At 53.5% G+C, this 19,200-nt stretch carries 16 protein-coding genes and 1 pseudogene; 10 read left to right on the top strand and 7 right to left on the bottom strand.

The annotated features are described in order from the left end of the window. Positions 1 to 9 precede the first annotated feature (9 nt). Entirely contained in the window at positions 10 to 783 is a 774-nt protein-coding gene (gene rfbF / locus H6F67_RS14840) for a glucose-1-phosphate cytidylyltransferase (RefSeq protein ID WP_190767400.1), read from the bottom strand. A gap of 336 nt (positions 784 to 1,119) precedes the next feature. After that, positions 1,120 to 2,922 carry an ABC transporter ATP-binding protein gene (locus H6F67_RS14835; protein ID WP_199304438.1) on the bottom strand — a complete coding sequence of 601 codons (1,803 nt, stop codon included), beginning with the start codon at positions 2,920 to 2,922 and terminating at the stop codon, positions 1,120 to 1,122. A gap of 212 nt (positions 2,923 to 3,134) precedes the next feature. On the opposite strand from H6F67_RS14835, the gene H6F67_RS14830 reads away from it, so the two are divergent. Beyond that, the gene (locus H6F67_RS14830) at positions 3,135 to 7,586 is read left to right on the top strand and encodes a PAS domain S-box protein (protein ID WP_206753911.1); all 4,452 of its coding nucleotides are present in this window, start codon (positions 3,135 to 3,137) and stop codon (positions 7,584 to 7,586) included. Positions 7,587 to 7,595: 9 nt separating this feature from the next. On the opposite strand, the gene H6F67_RS14825 is transcribed toward H6F67_RS14830, so the two are convergent. After that, entirely contained in the window at positions 7,596 to 8,987 is a 1,392-nt protein-coding gene (locus tag H6F67_RS14825) for a phospholipase D-like domain-containing protein (RefSeq protein ID WP_313926834.1), read from the bottom strand. A 189-nt stretch (positions 8,988 to 9,176) separates the two neighbouring features. Here H6F67_RS14825 and H6F67_RS14820 point away from each other — a divergent pair, with 189 nt between their 5' ends. The 3 genes from H6F67_RS14820 to H6F67_RS14810 all read left to right on the top strand — a co-directional run bounded on the left by H6F67_RS14820 (position 9,177) and on the right by H6F67_RS14810 (position 12,653). After that, positions 9,177 to 9,599: a carboxymuconolactone decarboxylase family protein gene (locus tag H6F67_RS14820; protein WP_190767398.1), complete on the top strand. Its 423-nt coding sequence runs from the start codon at positions 9,177 to 9,179 to the stop codon at positions 9,597 to 9,599. A 125-nt stretch (positions 9,600 to 9,724) separates the two neighbouring features. Continuing rightward, the gene (locus H6F67_RS14815; RefSeq protein WP_190767397.1) at positions 9,725 to 10,885 is read left to right on the top strand and encodes a cysteine desulfurase family protein; all 1,161 of its coding nucleotides are present in this window, start codon (positions 9,725 to 9,727) and stop codon (positions 10,883 to 10,885) included. Between the two features lie 52 nt (positions 10,886 to 10,937). Beyond that, positions 10,938 to 12,653, top strand: a complete 1,716-nt coding sequence (locus tag H6F67_RS14810; RefSeq protein ID WP_348251978.1) for a metallophosphoesterase — start codon at positions 10,938 to 10,940, stop codon at positions 12,651 to 12,653. Positions 12,654 to 12,659: 6 nt separating this feature from the next. On the opposite strand, the gene H6F67_RS14805 is transcribed toward H6F67_RS14810, so the two are convergent. Then, positions 12,660 to 14,186 carry a YifB family Mg chelatase-like AAA ATPase gene (locus tag H6F67_RS14805; protein WP_190767396.1) on the bottom strand — a complete coding sequence of 509 codons (1,527 nt, stop codon included), beginning with the start codon at positions 14,184 to 14,186 and terminating at the stop codon, positions 12,660 to 12,662. A gap of 88 nt (positions 14,187 to 14,274) precedes the next feature. On the opposite strand from H6F67_RS14805, the gene H6F67_RS14800 reads away from it, so the two are divergent. Continuing rightward, positions 14,275 to 14,751: a hypothetical protein gene (locus H6F67_RS14800; protein WP_190767395.1), complete on the top strand. Its 477-nt coding sequence runs from the start codon at positions 14,275 to 14,277 to the stop codon at positions 14,749 to 14,751. A gap of 241 nt (positions 14,752 to 14,992) precedes the next feature. Here H6F67_RS14800 and H6F67_RS14795 read toward each other — a convergent pair whose 3' ends face one another. The 3 genes from H6F67_RS14795 to H6F67_RS14785 form a co-directional block, all read right to left on the bottom strand. After that, positions 14,993 to 15,661, bottom strand: a complete 669-nt coding sequence (locus H6F67_RS14795; RefSeq protein WP_190767394.1) for a hypothetical protein — start codon at positions 15,659 to 15,661, stop codon at positions 14,993 to 14,995. Beyond that, the gene (locus H6F67_RS14790; RefSeq protein ID WP_190767393.1) at positions 15,658 to 16,203 is read right to left on the bottom strand and encodes a hypothetical protein; all 546 of its coding nucleotides are present in this window, start codon (positions 16,201 to 16,203) and stop codon (positions 15,658 to 15,660) included. The genes H6F67_RS14795 and H6F67_RS14790 overlap by 4 nt, the downstream gene beginning before the upstream one ends. A gap of 166 nt (positions 16,204 to 16,369) precedes the next feature. After that, positions 16,370 to 16,513: a hypothetical protein gene (locus H6F67_RS14785; RefSeq protein WP_190767392.1), complete on the bottom strand. Its 144-nt coding sequence runs from the start codon at positions 16,511 to 16,513 to the stop codon at positions 16,370 to 16,372. 96 nt (positions 16,514 to 16,609) lie between these two features. On the opposite strand from H6F67_RS14785, the gene H6F67_RS14780 reads away from it, so the two are divergent. From H6F67_RS14780 to H6F67_RS27730, 5 genes and pseudogenes are all read left to right on the top strand, one after another. After that, on the top strand, positions 16,610 to 17,380 hold the full coding sequence (locus H6F67_RS14780) for a Uma2 family endonuclease (protein WP_190767391.1): 771 nt from the start codon (positions 16,610 to 16,612) through the stop codon (positions 17,378 to 17,380). Positions 17,381 to 17,398: 18 nt separating this feature from the next. Beyond that, on the top strand, positions 17,399 to 17,602 hold the full coding sequence (locus H6F67_RS14775; protein WP_190767390.1) for a hypothetical protein: 204 nt from the start codon (positions 17,399 to 17,401) through the stop codon (positions 17,600 to 17,602). Between the two features lie 193 nt (positions 17,603 to 17,795). Continuing rightward, positions 17,796 to 18,302, top strand: a complete 507-nt coding sequence (locus H6F67_RS14770) for a phage integrase N-terminal SAM-like domain-containing protein (RefSeq protein ID WP_190767389.1) — start codon at positions 17,796 to 17,798, stop codon at positions 18,300 to 18,302. 18 nt (positions 18,303 to 18,320) lie between these two features. Further along, positions 18,321 to 18,824, top strand: coding sequence for a site-specific integrase (locus H6F67_RS14765; RefSeq protein WP_190767442.1), 504 nt, complete (start codon positions 18,321 to 18,323; stop codon positions 18,822 to 18,824). 275 nt (positions 18,825 to 19,099) lie between these two features. Then, positions 19,100 to 19,200, top strand: a pseudogene (locus H6F67_RS27730) (IS630 family transposase); the annotation flags it as partial.

Raw genomic sequence — 19,200 nt, 5'->3', positions numbered from 1 at the left:
CGATCGCTACTACCAAACTTTCCAGGGCGCATTGCCCTGCTGCCACAATTCTTCAAGCTTATTTTTGTCGCGTAGCGTGTCCATTGGCTGCCAAAAGCCACTGTGCTTGAAGGCCGAAAGCTGTCCTTCTTGCGCCAATTTTTCCAGCGGTTCCTGTTCCCAAACCGTCGAATCATCGTCGATTAAATCAATGACTTCCGGCTCCAGGACAAAGTAGCCGCCGTTGATCCAGGCACCATCGCCTTCGGGTTTTTCTCGAAAAGTTTCGATTCTCGTTTGCTCTTGACCAAGGACGATCGCCCCAAATCGTCCGGGTGGCAGCGTGGCGGTCAGCGTTGCCTTAGCGCCTTGCGCTTTGTGAAAGGCAACCAGTTCAGTGATATTCACGTCGCTGACGCCATCCCCATACGTGAAGCAAAAGGTTTCGCTGCCCAAATGCTCGCGGACGCGCTTCAAACGGCCTCCGGTCATGGTTGCTTCTCCCGTATCTACCAGGGTGACGCGCCAAGGTTCTGCATAGCCACAGTGGACATTCATCTGATTGAATCGCATGTCAAAAGTGACATCTGACATGTGCAAGAAATAGTTTGCAAAATATTCTTTGATAATGTAGCCTTTGTAGCCGCAGCAGATAACAAAATCATTAATGCCGTGCGCTGAATAAATTTTCATGATGTGCCACAGGATTGGGCGACCACCAATCTCAACCATTGGCTTTGGCCTGATCGCAGTTTCTTCACTCAGGCGAGTTCCAAGTCCTCCGGCAAGCAGCACTGCTTTCATAGAGTCACCTCTGAAATTTGAAATGGGGGAAGAGCAAAAATCGATCGCAAAAATTGAGGCAGCAACAAGCAAGATAAAGATTGTTGTCTACGTAACAATACTAGAATTGGATCTGCGAACAAACGATGAAGTAGCAGTGAACAACTTGAGACTTTGTGTGAAAACTTGAAAAATTCATGACTGATTCAGCTCAAGTCAAAAAGCGAGTTGAGAAATGTCTTGTTTTCATAACAGTTTCAATTGCGCTTTTCAAGGCATCGATCGAAACCGATCGCGCCACAGCAAAGTGCGGCTGACCTGAGTTTTCCCAGATCAGCCGCGCCACAAAACAGCAAACTAGCGTAGCCCCATCTGCACACGCCACAAGTTGGCATAGATGCCTTGCGCGTCAAGCAGTTGTTCGTGCCGCCCATGCTCGACAATGCGACCGTGCTCCATCACATAGATTCGATCGGCGTTGCGAATCGTGGAAAGTCGATGGGCGATCGCGATCGTTGTTCGATTGGCGGTGATTTTTTCGAGCGATCGCTGAATTGCTGCTTCGGTTTCGTTGTCAACCGCAGAAGTCGCTTCATCGAGAATCAAGATAGGTGGGTCTTTAAGGACGGCACGAGCGATCGCAATGCGCTGACGCTGTCCGCCCGATAATTTCTGGCCGCGCTCTCCGACGATCGTGTCGTAGCCTTGCGGCAATTGCAAGATGAAATCGTGGGCTTCAGCAATTTGAGCAGCGCGGATGATTTCGCGATCGGTCGCGGTCGGATTGCCATAGGCGATGTTTTCGCGCACCGTGCCGTGAAAAAGAAAGACATCTTGACTGACCAGCCCGATCGCCCGCCGCAGATCGCCAAGCTGCAAATCTCGGATGTCAATGTTGTCCAGCGTAATTTCACCGGACTGCACTTCATACAGCCGCAGCAGCAGTTTCACCAGCGTACTTTTTCCTGATCCGGTTGAGCCAACGATCGCGATCGTTTGTCCAGCAGGAATTTGTAGCGATAGATGCTCAACCACCGGAGCGCGATCGCGATAGGCAAAGGTAATGTCGCGAATGTTCACTTCGCCTCGAACTGCCCCTGGAAAGAGCGGGATGTGGCCGGAATGGATGGCGATCGGCGTGTCGAGCAAATTCATCACGCGCGTTGTCGAAGCCATTGCTCGCTGATATTGGTCGAGCGTTTCACCCAATCGAGTCAGCGGCCACAAAAGACGCTGAATCAGGAAAACCATGACGCTGTATGTTCCAACGGAAATGCGGCCTCGCGTCGCTTCCAGTCCGCCATAGAGCAAAATGGCGATGAATCCGGCCAGGATGATCATGCGAATGAGCGGTACGAAAGCGGCACTGAGGGCGATCGCTTTGCGATTGCTGCGGCGATAGGCTTCGCTTTCTTCGGCCAATCGATCGACTTCATACACTTCGGTTGTGAAGCTTTTGATCGTCATGATGCCGCCCAAATTGTTTGTTAAACGAGCGCTTAAGAGGCTGACTTTTTCGCGCACGTCGGCATATTTGGGAGCCAAAAGTTTTTGAAAGGCGATCGATCCCCACAAAATAAACGGCATTGGCAGCATTGCCATCCAAGCGACGCTGGGAGCCATCACAAAAAACGCGCCACCAATTAAGATAACGGTTGTTGCAACCTGCAAAAGGTCGTTTGCGCCAAAGTCTAGAAATCGTTCTAGCTGGTTAATATCATCATTCAAAATTGCCAGCAGTCCGCCAGTGCTGCGAGCTTCAAAATATTCCAGTTCAAGCTCTTGAATGTGACGATAAGCATCGAGCCTGAGATCATGTTGAATCGTTTGCGCCAAGTTGCGCCACAGTCGCGCATAGGCATATTCAAAAGTAGATTCAAGCACCCAAATGACAACTGTGAGCAGCGACAAAATCACCAGTTGTTCAAATACATCGGTGATGCCAAGTTTCGAGAGCAGCGAATTTTGCTGTTGCACCACAACATCAACGGCAATTCCAATTAAAACAGGGGGTGCAAGGTCGAAAAATTTGTTGAGAATTGAACAAAGAGTCGCCTGCCAAATTTGAGTGCGATAGGCTCGTCCATATTGCAGCAATCGCTGAAGCGGAAGTTTGGGTGGCGATCGATCGATTCTTGAATGCACCCGTTGTCGCGGCAAAACTTGCAAAATCTACCTCGCTAAACTTTTCCAAAAACGTCAAGAGATTCTATTTTCGCTGGTTTTTTAAAAAGTCGCGAAAGCCTTCTGCAACCAGGAATAGATAGTGACAATGCACTGGTCTAACCAAAGGTAGTTGTCATTGTTTGACAAAAAGCAGTTCTCTAGAAGATACAAAGACCTTTTGCACCCAGAACACTCCTTCCTGATTTTTGTTGCAAGGGAAGGGCTGGTTTGAGCAAGACGTTGACTGGTCTACTGAAGTTGTGTCGAGTCGCCCAACGGAGGCGAGACCATCGCAGCTTCAGTTCTGGCATGAGCAACCGATCTACTGCTGGTTAAGAGCGATCGCAATGGAAAAAGCCAAATCACCACAGTTCTGGCAGTACTACGCTGTTGTTGGAGCATTGGCGGCTCTCAATGTGCTGATGAGCGGCTTGATGTATTTGTTTACCAGTGCCAACCAGTTGAACGATTTGCTGCCGCCGATTCGCTTGTGTCTCGGCTTCAACGTGGCAATCTTGACGCTGCTCGATCCGGCGATCGCTCCTGGTGTGTGGCTCGGTGAATTTTTGTTCACGCGGGGCTTGCATCTGCCTTGGCTAACTGGAGTTGGCTATGCCAGCGGCTTAGCGCTGCAAGCATGGCTAGTCGCAACGCTGCTGCGGCAATTTGGGCTACGGCCAAGCTTGAATCGGCTGCATGATGTGGCCTGTTTAGTGCTGCTCGGAGCGCTATTTTCGACGCCGCTTTGCGCTTTGATCGGCGTGTCGAGCTTGAGCACAAGTGGCACCTTGGCCTGGGATCGGTTTGGGCTGCACTTTGGGCAGTGGTGGCTGGGCGATGTGCTGTCTTTGCTGCTAATAACTCCAGTGGTGCTGACCTGGACGAATTTCAAGCCGATCGCCCTGCCCATCCAATTGAAGGACGATCGCCGCCGTGTCGAGATTGGGCTGTGGCTGGTGCTGCTGTTTGGGCTGAGTTGGCTCGTTTTGACGGCGCGATCGGCACTGCCACCAGCAAGCGCGTCGCAAGGCAATCTCACCGTTTTTCCGCTGGAATATCTGCTGTTTCCGCTTGTGGTTTGGTCGGCGTTGCGGTTCGGGCAGCGCGGTACGACTCTAGCAAGCCTGGTAATTTGCGGCATTGCGCTGTGGGGATTGGCGGAAGGCGCAAGTCCGTTCCTCGTCAGCATCACCGATGCAGCGCAGGCGGTTTTGGCAATGCAGGCGTTTGTTGGCGTGGTCAGCGTCAGCGGCTTATTCTTAGCGGCAGCAGTGGCAGAACGACATCAGGCGATCGCTCAGCTTCAAGACTTGACACACACGCTCGATCAGCAGGTGAGCGATCGCACCCGCCAGCTCAGAGAAAGCGAAATCCGCGCCCGCCGCCTGATCGACTCCAACCTGATCGGCGTAGCCTTTTGGGATCAAACAGGCGAAATTGTCGAGGCAAACCAGGCATTTTACGATCTGCTCGGTCATTCCCAGTCGGAACCGCTCAACTGGCAAGCGATCTTGTCGCAAAATGCGTCCGAGGCGATCGCCACGCTCGATCAGGCGACTCGCCAGCCGATCGAGCGAGATTTCTGCCGCGCCGATGGTGCGATGATTCCCGTTCTGGTTGGCTCAACCCGCATGGATGAAGCGGGCGTCAGCTTTGTGCTGGACTTGAGCGAACGGAAGCGGACGCAAGAAGCTTTGCAAGAGAGCGAACGTCGCTTTCGCCGTTTGGCCGAGTCAAACATTTTTGGTGTGGCGTTTGGCGACTTTCACGGCGGGCTGCACTACGTCAACGATTACCTACTGACTATGCTGGGGTGCGATCGCGCCGAACTGCTAGACGGAGAACGCCGCTGGTTCGACATGACGCCCTGTGAATATTGGCCGCTTGATATTCGCGGCGGCGAAGAACTCCGCACAAAAGGCGTTTGCACGCCCTACGAAAAAGAATTTATCCGCAGAGACGGCAGCCGCGTTCCTGTTTTGATTGGGGCAACGCTGCTGCAAGCTCCGTTCAACCAGCAAACGGAAATCATTGCCTTTTGCGTGGATCTTACGCCGCAAAAGCAAGCCGAAGCCGCGCTGCGTCGCACTCAGGCTGAAGTTGCTGCCTTGAATCAGGATTTGCAGCGACGGGTGAACGAACTGCAAGCGTTGTTTGAAGTGATTCCGATCGGCATTGCGATCGCGCAAGATGCTGAATGCCGACGAATTCAGGTCAATTCTGCCTTCGCGCAACTGCTCGGAATTTCGATTTATGAAAATGCCGCCAGCTCCTCAGCAGGAGGCGAAGTGATGCCGCCGTTCCGCGCGTATGGCGATGGACGCGAACTCAGTGGAACCGAACTGCCGTTGCAGCAAGCTGCCGCCAATGGCATCGAGGTGCGGAATGTCGAACTGGATGTGGTGCGGCGAGACGGACAGGTGTTTAACCTCTACGGCTACGCGACGCCGCTGCTGGACGAGCAAAAACGTCCGCGTGGAGCGGTCAGCGCTTTTGTCAACATCACCGATCGCAAGCGCACCGAGGCCAAAATTGCCCAACTGCTGATGCTAGAGCAAGCTGCCCGCAACGAAGCAGAATCAGCGCAGCGGCAACTGGCAAACATCTTTGAGACTTCTCCGGTCGGTTTGGGATTTCTCGATCGCGACCAGCGCTTTGTCGCCATCAACGAGGCGCTCGCAGAAATCAACGGCCTCAGTCCGGAAGAACATATTGGCAAATCGATTCTCGAAATCTTTGGCGAATCTGATCCCGCGATGGTCGATCTGATTGGCCGAATTTACGAGACGGGAAAACCGTTCATTGCACCGAATTATGCGGTAAACGTGCCGAATCGGATCGATCGCCGTCCGGGATACTACAACGTTTACTACGTGCCGGACATTTTGCCGAATGGCGAAGTCGAAAATCTGCTGATTTATATTCTGGACGTGACCGATCGCGTCCGACTAGAACAGCGCGAACTGTTTCTCGCCAATGCCAGCAGTTTGTTGTCTACTTCGCTCGACTACGAAACCACGCTCGATCGACTTGCCAATGTCACCGTTCCCGAAATTGCCGACTGGTGCATGGTCGATGTGATCGAAGAAGGCGAAATGCGCCGAGTCGCCGTTGCCCATCTTGATCCAGACCGCATTGAATGGGCAAAACAACTGTGGCAGCAAGGCGCGATCGACATGCAGGCCGCTCTTGGTATTTCGCATGTTTTACGCACCGGACAAGCCGAGCTTTACACGCAAGTACCGGACAGTCTGCTGGCAATTCACTGTCCAGCGATCGAACTGCTCCGGCAAATCAACGTTCGCTCCGTTATGATTGTGCCGCTGCTCGTCGGCGGCACACCTCTGGGCGCAATCACCCTGGTTGCGGCAGAATCCGAGCGGCAATACGGAACGGCAGATTTGCGACTGGCCGAAGAACTCGTGCGCCGCGCTGCCCAAGCCGTCGAAAACGCCCGTCTCTATCGTCAGGCTCAAGACCTCAATCGCGTCAAAGACGAATTTCTCGCGACGCTGTCGCACGAATTGCGATCGCCCCTCAACGGCATCTTAGGCTGGGCGCAACTGCTGCGGCGCGGCAAAGTCAACGATGCGACTCGCGATCGCGCCTTTGAAACGATCGAGCGCAACGCCAAAGCGCAAGTGCAACTGATCGATGATCTGCTTGACATCTCGCGCATCATTCGCGGCAAACTGCGGCTGGAAATGCGGCCTGTCGAACTCGTGCCGATCGTGCAAACCGCGATCGAAGCAATGCGCCCCGCTGCCACCGCCAAGGAAATTTCGATCGAATCACACCTCGAATCTTGTTTCGTTTCGGGCGATCCCGATCGTCTCCAGCAAGTTTTGTGGAATCTGCTGTCCAACGCGATCAAATTCACGCCCAACGGTGGACGAGTGGAAGTGCGGCTGAAAGGAAAGGCAGGAGGTTCCGATCCTTCTGCCTCCTTCCTTCTGCCCGCTGCCTCCGCCCAACTCACCGTCTCCGACACGGGCAAAGGCATCCACCCCGACTTCCTGCCGCATGTCTTCGAGCGATTTCGGCAGGCCGATAGCTCAATTACGCGATCGTATGGCGGGCTGGGCTTGGGACTGGCGATCGTCCGGCACATGGTGGAACTGCACGGCGGCACGGTTCAGGCCGACAGTCCCGGCGAAGAGCAAGGCGCAACCTTCACCATTCGGTTGCCGCTGCTGAGTGAAGTGCGGGAGACAGCGATCGATTCCCGTTCCGCCAGCGAAGAAATGCCGTCTGATGAACCGCCACGCCTCGAAGAACTGCGCGTTTTGGTCGTCGATGACGAACTCGATGCGCGAGAACTCGTCAGCACCGTGCTGCGATCGCAAGGGGCAGAAGTGGCGATCGCCTGCTCAGTCTCAGAAGCCCTGCGACAAATAAGCGATTTTCAGCCGCAAGTGCTGGTGAGCGACATTGGAATGCCTCACGAAGACGGCTATTCGCTGATGCGGCGGGTGCGATCGCTGCCGATCGATCAAGGTGGGCGGATACCTGCCGTCGCGCTGACTGCCTACGCTCGCGAGGAAGACCGTCGCCGCGCGCTGCTGGTCGGCTTCCAGTCGCATGTCGCCAAACCCGTCAATCCCACCGAATTGGTGATGGTGGTTGCCAGCCTTGCCGGACGCACAGGTGGTTCATAACCAGTGTCATCAGCGGCAGCCCTGCTGAATTTTCGTTTGCAGCCAGTCCGGAATGCCCAAGGTGGCCGTTTGGTAGAGTCGATCGAACTCGCGCCGAAAGTGAGCCGCCACGATCGGATTGCTGATTACCAACAGATTCTCGTCATTCAACAAATTCGCGGCATCGCTCCAGTTTTGCGACCCGGTGATCACCGTGCGATCGTCAATCAAGCCGAACTTGTGATGCAGCATATCGCCCTCGGTCAAGTTGGGAATGCCCGCTGTGGCGATCGGAGTTTGCCAAGGTCGATTGTTTGCTTCAACCTGACAGCGATTGTTCGGCAGCGAAACACCCAGCATATCGAGCAATTCTGAATAATCGCGATAAGCAAAGCTGGGTTCGATTAGCGATCGCACCTTGACGCCGCGCTGATGTTTCGCTGCCAAAATGTTGCTCAAATTTTGCTCTGAAAACACAAATAGCGCCATATCCACACTGCGGGTGGCCTGATTTAGCGTTTTTCCAATCAAGCCGCTGACGCTTTGCGGCCAAGGCAGACGGCGCGACGTGGGCGAAAACTGAATGGTGACGATCGAATTTCCCACCCGAATAGAGACAGGCGGACGATACGGCTTTTGCAAGCCAAACTTGCGATCGCGCCACATCCAATTGAATTCCTGCGTGAACACTCGCGCCACAGCAGGACTATTAATTTTCAACAGATGATTCGCGTTTCCTATCGTTTCCGGCTTGCTCCAGTCGCCAAACGTGTCACTAAACGTCAAGTTGGCCGAACTGACGATCGTTGTTCGATGGTCAATCACGAGAAATTTGTGATGCATCAAGCCGCTGCCTTTGGAGCCGTCAGCAGTATCGTCAATCACGGGAATGCCTGCACTGTGAAAGATCGCCATCGCTTCTGTCTGCGCCGCTTCGCCTGCTGACACTTGACCGTCTTGATTTTGGTCGGCAAATCGAATCGTCTCGTCGTATTTGCTGCGGGCGCGATCGTCCAACTCGGCTACTTCTCTCGCATTCAAGCTGCTCCAGTCGCGACGGTAGGTATTTTCAACAATCACGCGCACCTGCACTCCGGCCTGACGACGCAACCGCAACGCCTGCGCGACGTTGGGCAAGCGCAACTCGTGAACCGCCACATCGATCGATTGGTTGGCAGTGGCGATCGCGTCCACGATCACCTGCTCCAAATCATCCCCCTGTCGAGTTTGCTGGCGATATGGCTCGGTATAAACGGCAGCAGGCGAATGATTGAAATACACCTGAATGTGTTCATCCTGCGGCAATGGGGGCACAAGCGTCAGCGAATCGGCATTGGTTTTCGGCCAGCGGGCAAGGCCGATCGCGAGCAGCAATCCCAACAGCAACAGCGCAAATCGCAGCCAACCAGACGGTAAACGCACAGGATTCGATCGATCGAGGACAAGTTTAGAGTGCCCATGAAAATTGCGATCGATCGCATTGCTTTTTCATCTCAATTTTTTTGAGAACGGAGCAAATCTAAGTTCTGAAGTAGTATGCAACTGATGCGAAATTCGCGTCATACGAAACTAGCGACAAAATTTTATCTGATCAACGCTTGGGAGGACATAATGACAGGTTTTGACCATTCAACAAACAGCCGCGATCGCTATCAGCAAGGCTGGCAAAAACTCATTGAAATTCACGGTCAAGCAGGTGAACAAGTCATGGACAGCCTAAAAGAAATTGCACCGGATTTTGCCCGCTACATCATTGAATTTCCGTTTGGAGATATCTACTCGCGACCCGGTTTAGATCTCAAGTCAAGACAAATTGCGACGATCGCCGCTCTCACCACGCTTGGCAACGCTCAATCTCAACTCAGAGCGCACATTCACGGTGCGCTCAATGTCGGCTGTAGCCGCGAAGAAGTCGTAGAAGTCATTTTGCAAATGGCAGTTTATGCAGGTTTTCCGGCTGCACTCAACGGCATTTTTGTAGCAAAAGAAGCGTTTGCTGAACGCGATGCCAACGTGATCAGCGAAACCGATTGAATTGTTGAAAAAAGACGGTAAGGCAATGCCCTTCAATTCTCACATTGGATTCGATCGATTCTGTCCACTGCAACAAGCTGGGGAACTCGCGCTATATCCTGGAAGGAGACAGTCGATCGAAACTCATGCAAATTTACCTCGACTACAGCGCTACGACGCCGCCGCGCCCCGAAGCGATCGCCCAGATGCAATCTGTCTTGACTCAGCAGTGGGGCAATCCGTCAAGTTTGCACGAATGGGGCAATCGATCGGCTACTGTTCTTGAGCAAGCCCGAATTCAGGTGGCCAATTTGATTGAGGCGACAGCGGATGCGATCGCCTTCACGTCCGGCGGAACGGAAGCGGACAATCTGGCAATCTTAGGCGTGGCACGGCAATATCGCCGACCCCAGCACCTGATTATTTCCAGCATCGAGCATTCTGCCGTTTCCGAACCCGCCAAGCTGCTAGAGCAGGAAGGCTGGCAGGTGACGCGCTTACCTGTCAACGCCCAAGGTCGCATCAATCCGCTTGATCTCCAAGCTGCATTGCAGCCGAATACCGTTCTCGTGTCGATCATCTACGGACAAAGCGAAGTCGGCACGCTTCAGCCGATCGAAGCTCTCGGTCAAATTACGCGGTCGCACGGCGCACTTTTTCATGTCGATGCCGTTCAGGTGGCGGGGCGACTGGCGATCGATGTGCAAAACCTCCCCGTCGATTTGCTGTCGCTGTCAAGCCACAAAATCTATGGGCCGCAGGGAGCCGGAGCGCTGTATGTGCGTCCGGGGGTTTCGCTCGTTCCGCTCCTCGGCGGTGGCGGACAAGAATTCAAGCTGCGATCGGGCACACAAGCAGTTGCCATCATCGCTGGATTTGGCACGGCGGCAGAACTGGCTGCACAAGAACTGGCAACTGAAACGCCACGCCTGATCGAACTGCGCGATCGACTCTTCGATCGACTAGCTGACGTGCCAAACCTTGTGCCAACGGGCGATCGACTGCATCGCCTGCCGCACCACGCCAGCTTCTGTTTGCTCAGTGCAGATGGCGAAACGCTCAGCGGCAAAACGATCGTCCGGCAGATGAATCTGGCGGGAATTGGCATCAGCGCGGGATCTGCTTGTCACAGCGGCAAGCTGGTTCCCAGCCCGATTTTGCAGGCGATGGGCTACAGCGATCGCGCGGCGAAATGCGGCATTCGCCTATCGATCGGACGTGAAACTTCGATTGAAGACATCGACTGGACGGCAATGGTGCTCAAGCAAATTTTGGCGCGGCTGACTCCCCAATTTGCCCAGGTTTAACCGAATCATCATCTCGATCGAGTTTAATCAAGTCAAGCTCTCCCAAACTCGAATGCGCCGGATCGATCGTCACTCAAACGGTTTTTTGCTGTTCGTCACGCTGTTTGCCCTGACGGTTTTGGCGATCGGGCGCGTCGTGCTGTCTGCTGTGCTTAGAGGAGAAATGGCTGCAATCCTGCTGACCGATCCGTTTTTGCAGTGGCCGACTGCCGATTCGGTGCAGGTCGTGTGGTTCACCGAGTTTGAAGGCCGCGATCATCAAGTTGAATTTGGCGATCGCTTTGAGCAAATTGCACCCGCTGCAACCATCAAACTTAGTCGAATGCGCGAAGATGGGCGATCGAAAATTGGCGCTCAAACTGACGAAAATCAGCTTTATCAAAAGCCTGTCTCGCGCAATATTTGGCGACATGAAGCCACCGTCAGCGGCATCAGCAAACGCACGCCCTATCGCGTGGTGAGCGTCGAAAATGGCAGTCGAATTACCAGCCCAGAATTTTCACTTGTCCCCACTCCCACCCCTGGATCTGAACTAAAAATCCTACTAACTTCCGATCATCAACTGATGCCGTTAACGCCCGTGAATTTGCAAAAAGTTACGGAGACGATCGATCGGATCGATGCCGTTTTCCTAGCAGGCGATTTGGTCAACATTCCCGATCGCGCTTCCGAATGGTTTGACGACAATCGCGGCGGCGCATTCTTTCCCAGCCTGCAAGGACGAGCCAGCTATCAACATCCCAAAGGTGGACAGTATCGCGGCGGCAAAATTATTCAAAATGCTCCATTATTTCCTGCTGTTGGCAATCACGAAGTCATGGGACGTTTCTCAACCGAAACCGGACTGAATGAGCAGTACAACGATCCTTATCCGCGATCGAAAGTTGCTAATTTTGCATCACTTTCACCGAAAGAACTAGCCGATCGATCGTTTAATACAATCAGCGTCCAAGAACTTTTCAATTTTCCAAATTCCTATTACGCCATTAGCTTTGGCGATGTGCGACTCGTATCACTGTTTGCCGCGAATATTTGGCGCACTCCCGATCGCAATCCGAGTCAGCGAGGCCGCTATCAGGAACGCAAAGAAGACTTTAATTCCCCGGATCAATGGGGTTATGGTCAGCATATTTTTGAACCGATCGCCAAAGGTTCACCGCAATATAATTGGCTGCAAGCTGAACTGAATAGCCCGGAATTTCAGCAGGCAAAATACAAAATTGTGATGTTTCATCACCCGCCGCATACGCTGGGAGATAACATCGTTCCGGCTTATACGAATCCGGTTCAAATCATCGATCGTTCAGCAGGGCAAATTCAAGATATTCGCTACGAATACCCGATCGAGCAAGATTTCTTAATTCGAGATGTTGTGCCGCTCCTCGAATCAGCAGGCGTTCAGCTTGTTTTTTACGGTCATTCTCATCTGTGGAATCGCTTCATCAGTTCCAAAGGAATGCATTTTTTAGAATCTTCTAATGTCGGCAATACATACGGTGCTTATCTGGGCGAAAAGCGTCGGCCTGTTCCACCAGGCTTCAAGGAAAAATATGTAGCGACAGGCGATCCCAACGGATTAGAACCTGTGATGCCATCGATCGCTCCACTCACCGAAAACGGTAAACCGCAACCCTACATTGCCAGCAACGACATCACCGCTTTTAGCATTTTCGACACCGCAACCGGAACGATCAGCAGCTATCGATTTGATCCAAATCAGCCCAATTCATCAGTCGTCAAGTTCGATGAATTTCGGCTGCGAACTTAACAGAAATTACTGCATTCGATCGATCGTTCGATACTGAACCGCTTCGGCCACATGAGCACTGCCAATCTGTTCTGCTCCAGCCAAATCTGCGATCGTGCGGGCAACTTTCAAAATTCGATCGGTCGCTCGAACCGACAATCCGAGGCGACGAATTGCATTTTCTAGTAAAGTGCGCGTTGGATCATTCAGCGCACACCACTGACGCAAATGACGACTTTGCATATCGGCATTGCAGCGCAGCCCGTTGTTTTTGAAGCGCTGATGGGCACGATCGCGAGCTTGCTGGACGCGATCGCGCACCACTTCTGACGCTTCACCTGTCGGCTGAGTCGTGATTTCTTCAGGCTTGAGTCGATTGACTGCCACTTGCAGATCGACGCGATCGAGCAGCGGTCCCGACAGTCGTGCCCAATAGCGTTCGCGCACTTGTGCCGTACAGCTACAGGCTTGAATCGTATCGCCAAAATAGCCGCAGGGACAAGGGTTTGTGCTGGCAACCAGGGTAAACTGAGCCGGAAAAGACACAGACTGTCGGGTGCGGGCGATCGACACGAACCCATCTTCAAGCGGCTGTCTCAGGAATTCGAGTACGTCGCGTTTAAATTCTGTCAACTCGTCGAGAAACAGAATCCCCCGATGCGCCAGCGAGATTTCACCGGGACGCGGAAAGCTGCCGCCTCCGACCAGTGAAGGACCAGAAGCGGAATGATGCGGGCTGCGGAAAGGGCGATCGCTCACCAGCGTCCCCTTGTCTTTCAGCAGACCTGCAACCGAGTGAATCTGCGTGACTTCAAGCGCTTCTTGAAAGGTCAGCGGCGGCAAAATCGACGGCAATCGCCGCGCCAGCATTGTTTTTCCGCTGCCCGGAGGCCCAACAAAAATCAAGTTGTGTCCGCCCGCAGCGGCAATTTCGAGGGCGCGACGCGCCTGAACTTGACCTTTCACATCCTTGAGGTCAAGATTGAGCGTTTGCGTCCGTGAGAGTTCGACCTGAGCGTCGATCGACAGCGGCTTGTAGCGATCGGGGTCGCTCAAAAAATCCGCCACTTCCGATAAATGCTTCAGTCCGTGAACGTCTAACCCTTGCACCACAGCGGCTTCACGGGCATTGTCAGCAGGAACAACCAATCCTTTGAAGCCCATTTGCTGCGCGGCAGCGGCGATCGGCAACACGCCCGCTACAGGTCGCAGTGAGCCGTCGAGCGACACTTCACCCAGGAAGAGGTAGTCCGACAGGCGATCGGCATCGACCTGTTCTGAGGCGGCGAGAATACCAACGCTGATCGGCAAATCGAAGCTGGGACCTTCCTTCCGCAGATCGGCTGGTGTCAGATTCACGACCACTTTTCGCATCGGCACAGCATATCCGGCATTTTTAAGGGCGGCTTTGACTCGCTCTTTCGCTTCCTGGATCGCGGTATCTGGTAAGCCAACAATCACGATTCCCGGTAGGCCGCCTGCCACATCGACCTCGACACCGACCTTGACCGCTTCAATTCCAACAAGCGATGCACTCCAAACCCGCGATAGCATATTCGTTCTTTGCAACTGCTGTTTGCTAGCGTTCCCGTCACGATGCGGCATCCAACAGGTGGTCGATTGGGAAGCGATCCGACGATCTTTGGCGGGGCGCTATGCACAACACACGACTGAGCAACAAGCGATCGCCGCCTTACTGCCTGCTGCCCTGGCGAGTGTGAGGCCGTATCAAGCTGCACCCGTCGCGGTCTGGGAGGCGATACCGTTCCGGGAGCGCTTTGCGATCGAGCCGATCCCCAATGTTGCCATACGCGACCAGTTGGCCGAGTGGTGGCAGCAGTATGAGGCCAAGCTGTGGGAGCCGAGGATGCAGCAAGCGATGGTCTCAGCCGCCCGACCCGATGTCGATCCACTTGCACAACGGCGCATCCTGGGCACGACTCGATTACTGCACGATGCCTTGCCCTACTTGAATGTGTACCGCGTTGCGTATGAGTGCTTGACCGAGGTCTACGTGCCGCCGTACTCGGTTGTCTTGTGCAACCCTCACCTCGACACTGCTGCGATCGAATTTGAAGACCTGATTGACTGGGCAGTGCAGGAGCAATCGAAGTCCTGAGCGGTAACCGGAACTGGCTGGGGTTGATGCACTTTTCCCAGCCATCTTGAGCTTGGGCACCAGCGGGCAGTAAGACGCCAAGATCTGCTCAGGCAATCGACTGGTTGAGCGTGATCGCCACATCTACTCTGCCTCTTGAACTCGTATAATCAATTTTTTCTGCTGTGAAATGACTTCTGGCTCAATCGATAGTGATCGAGCTAGCTGGGCGAAAAGGATGAGTTGTGTTTCATTGACCGATTCAACAGCGCACAAGTATTTTACCTTCATAAAACTCGCCGTGCTGCTCTAGCTCGAATCCACCCAGCAATACGCCGAGCCAAACTTCGACCCAAGGCATCTGTAGCTCGTGGAGCAACCTGCTGATCTCAATCGGTTCCTCAAGCTTGTGGAACTGTATCCAAGCGGTGATCGCCCGCGCCCAGCGGAGTGGATCTTCCTCACCTGCTAAATCCTGGATCATCGAGTGATGCTGTGCCTCGATCGCCTCGACCATCTGTAAGACGGCCTCAGTTTCAACGACAGCAACAATCGAATCGGCTGAGCTAGAAATCTTTCGATCGCGCTGACGCTTTGCTCGCGGTTGCTCCACCAGCACATCGAGATCGACCGACATCGATTGTCTGATCCATGCCTCCAGTGCCTCAAATTCGAGGACAGGCACAGCATCTTCTGGAAGTGCCTCACTCTCTTCCCACACCGTCATCAGCAGATTGAAGCGCAAAGCATGGAGATCGGTCATCTGCTCGATCGCCGCTCCTGCGGCAGCCAATTGTTCCGGCTCTGGCAGCAGCGCGATCGCCTCCTTCAGCAGTTGACACAGCCGCTTCAGGTTGGCCTGCTCAGGCAGTGCCAGCGCCGATCGCAGTTCTCGCCAGAAATCGAGGGTCGATCGCGGCGGTTGCATCACGACTGGATAGCGTGACTGGCGAGCGTTAGCTGGAATGGATTGACAATCGGGCAATCGCAGATATGACGATGCACTTTGGTCGCAAATCGGGTAAATGGCTTGCCGTGGTTATGAGAGCTGGCAAAGCGATCGGAAAATGCTTTGAGAATCAACGGGGGCAGGAGGGCAACCTCATTCCCGCGCTTGCCGTAGCACAATTCAGGCACCATCTGCTCTTGAAGTTCAGAGCCGATCCACAATTCGGCTCCGATCGCATGAACGGGTGTTTCCCCAGAGCGAAAGCGATCGGGCTGCTCACTGTAGATCACTAGAATTACGCTGGCTGTGGGCGGTAAAGCCAGCGTAACGGGTTCAACTTGAGGCGAAAGTTGTCTTGCTCGATAGCCGACTCGTCGAACGACGTTACGATCGCCGCGCTTGAGGTAATGCGATCGGCGTTTGTGGCAACGCTGGCGCTCGTCCGTCCAGCAAGGACGCTGCTTGGCTTGCTCGATCACTAAGCAGGCGCATTCGAGACACTGGCGATTGATCGGTCTTGCCATCGGGTGTTAAGGCAGCTTGGTACACATAACCGATCGTACAAATTTGCCAGATGAAAGGCTACCGCAATGGCAGGCACAAACGGCGTGCTGTCAATCACGGCAGGACAGCGCTGACTACCGCTAATTTAGTCAGAGTTTAAGCAGACAAAGATATTAGGGCAATATCTTACACATAATGCTGGTACGTCTGTGCTAAAAAGCGAATGTTTGACGTGAGATCGATCGAGTCGATCGATCTCACGGTCGTCTTGCTGCGGGTGATCAGGTGATAGTCGGCATACTTGACCTTAAGCGTGAGTGTCCGCCCCACGTGCGCGACGAGCAATTCTCGTGTAGTACAATCAACCTACTGCGTCTGCATTGGCGGCGCAGCATAGTGCTGAGGCTGCCTATGCAGGAGGAAGCCATGTCTACGGAAAGCGCGGCCAGTCGATCGATTGCACCAACAGAAATTGATCTGGACTGGGAGCATCCCACTCCCCCGACTGACTTGATTTTCGACGATGGAGAACCATTGGAAAGCGCCCGCCACCGCATTGCCATGAATGTGTTGATCGCTTCGGCGATCGCAGCCCTGGCCGATCGACCCGACTCGTTTGTGGGCGGCAATATGTTCATCTACTACAGCCGCAATCAAGCGATGAACCGTGACTTTCGCGGACCCGATTTCTTTGTGGTACTTGATGTGGATGGCACGCGAGAGCGGCAGGGATGGGTGACGTGGGAAGAAGATGGCCGCTACCCTGATGTGATTGTTGAGTTGTTGTCACCGAGTACAGCGACGGTCGATCGCACCACCAAGAAGGCACTGTATGAGCGAGTGTTTCGGACGGCAGACTACTATGTGTTCGATCCATTTAACCCTTCAACTTTCGAGGGCTGGCATTTGAGCAATCAACGCTATCACGCACTTCAGCCCAACACGCAAGGTCGGTTGTGGTGTGAAACGCTCGGACTATGGCTGGGCACATGGACAGGCAGTGTACAGCGGGAACCGCCGACGGGCACTTGTGAGTGGCTCAGGTTTTACGATGCTCAAGGCAATCTGATTCTGCTGCCCGAAGAACAGGAGCGATCGCGGGCTGAGCAAGCCGAAATCCAACTTGCCCAGGAGCGCGAGCGATTACGCGAGCAGCTACGGGCGAAGGGCATTGATCCAAATGAAGTCTTGGGCTGAAGCGTGGCGGGCAATCAGATGAGCCATGAGCCAGTCTTTCCGATCGTGATTGTGCCGATTGCGGGGGGGCAAATTGAGGAGTCACGACCCAAATCGCCGCCAGATGTGCGTAGCTGGCAGATCGAGGCGTTTTTGTGGCAGACGGGAAGGCAGACAACACCCAGCGCAGCTACCAAAGTCAACTTCAGCGGTTTGCCGCTTGGTGCGACAGATCTTGGCTAGATGTAATGCCCAGCGACATCGGCAAGTATCGATGAGAGTTGAAAAGCAAGGGGTTGAAGCCTGCTTCAGTTAATCACGCCCTCAACACGCTGCGATCGTTCTACCCGTGGCGACGACCTAGCAACGGCTATCCAATAAATGTTTTACACTACAACGTGGTACATTTGTGCCATGAAGCCAATCCTTGATGCCAATGGCTCTCGATCCGCAGCCTCAGCCTGTCATTCGCCTGGTTTGCGATCAAGCAAAGCCGGAAGCTCATAGTGTCGAGCCTCCTGACTTGCGATCGGAACGAATCAAGGAATTTCTACAAGCGAGCAACCTAGCTGCGAACACCCGCAAGTCCTACCGTTTGGAACTCGATCGCTTCATAGGCTGGAGCAATAAAACCTGGGTAGATGTCACCCCCAGGGATGTCGCTCGCTTCAAGCAGTATTTGATGGACGAGTGCCAAACGCGCCAAGGCAAACCGTTGTCCCCCTCAGCGATTAACCAAGCATTGACAGCCCTCAAGAGTTTTTACAAGTGGTTCCAACTTTCCGGCTATATGGAGTTGGCAGCAGTTTTACCGACTGCCGCTGTCAAGTTCGAGAAGTTGGGCAATCCGCTTCCACGCCACCTGAGCCACGAGCAGGTGTCTGCGATCGCCCAGGCTGTAACCGGAGATCAAGACATTGACCTGCGCGGCCAGCGGAGCTGATCCGTTCCGGATCGCGCCCTGCTAGCTGTCCTCACGCATGGACTACGGGCAGAAGATGTATCCGCCCTCAATGTCGGCAGCTATGATGGCATTCGTCTACGATTTGTGCGGAAGAAGGACAAGAGTGAGGCGATCGTTCCTTTGCGGCAGTCAGCAAGAGAGCAGATTTTGGTCTATCTGGAGCGGCGACGATCTCAGCGTGAGGCGCTAACCGATGACACGCCTTTATTTTTATCCTATGACTTGCGCTCTCCAGGGCATCGATTAGGCTATCAAGGCATCTACTACTTCACGAAGATTCGGTTGGGCGAGGCAACTGAAATCCAAAATCTGACACCCCACCGCTTCCGACATACCTACGCCAGCGAGTTAGTGGAATTAGGGATCGATACGTTATTGGCTCGCGCTTTGACGGGGCACAAGTCAGAGAAGGTGTTTCAGCGCTACATCGAGGGGAAGCGATTAGCCGCTGCTGAAGAGGCGTTCTTTCGAGCGATCGAAGTGGAAAGCGCTGAAGGATAAGTACCATCAAGATTTCAACTGGTGCCAAAGCTTGAAAACGATACAGAGCAAGGCTTTCCTAAATTGTTCAACCGTATTTCACAAAAAAGTTAGGTTTTTGTAGTTTTGTGACAACAAATTGTTCAACCGTTATTTTTCTGAACCGAAAAACTGAACGAAAAATCAAGCACTCCAGCTTATGAAATTGTTCAACCGTATTTAAAAATCGCAGTTATAGCCATACAAAGCTAGGCTAGGACGTTATAGTTAGCGTAGCAAAGCATTTAGAACGAACAATGTCAGATCCTTACAGCGATGACCTGCGTAGCAAAGCAATTGAGGCCGTTGAGCGGGGTGAGCGCAAAATTGATGTGTGTCGAATGTTGAAAATTTCCGG

This window comes from Microcoleus sp. FACHB-1515, from assembly GCF_014696105.1.
Lineage (GTDB): Bacteria > Cyanobacteriota > Cyanobacteriia > Elainellales > Elainellaceae > JAAUTJ01.
Note: the sequence above shows the minus strand (reverse complement) of the source record. Positions and strands in the feature narration are given on the sequence as shown.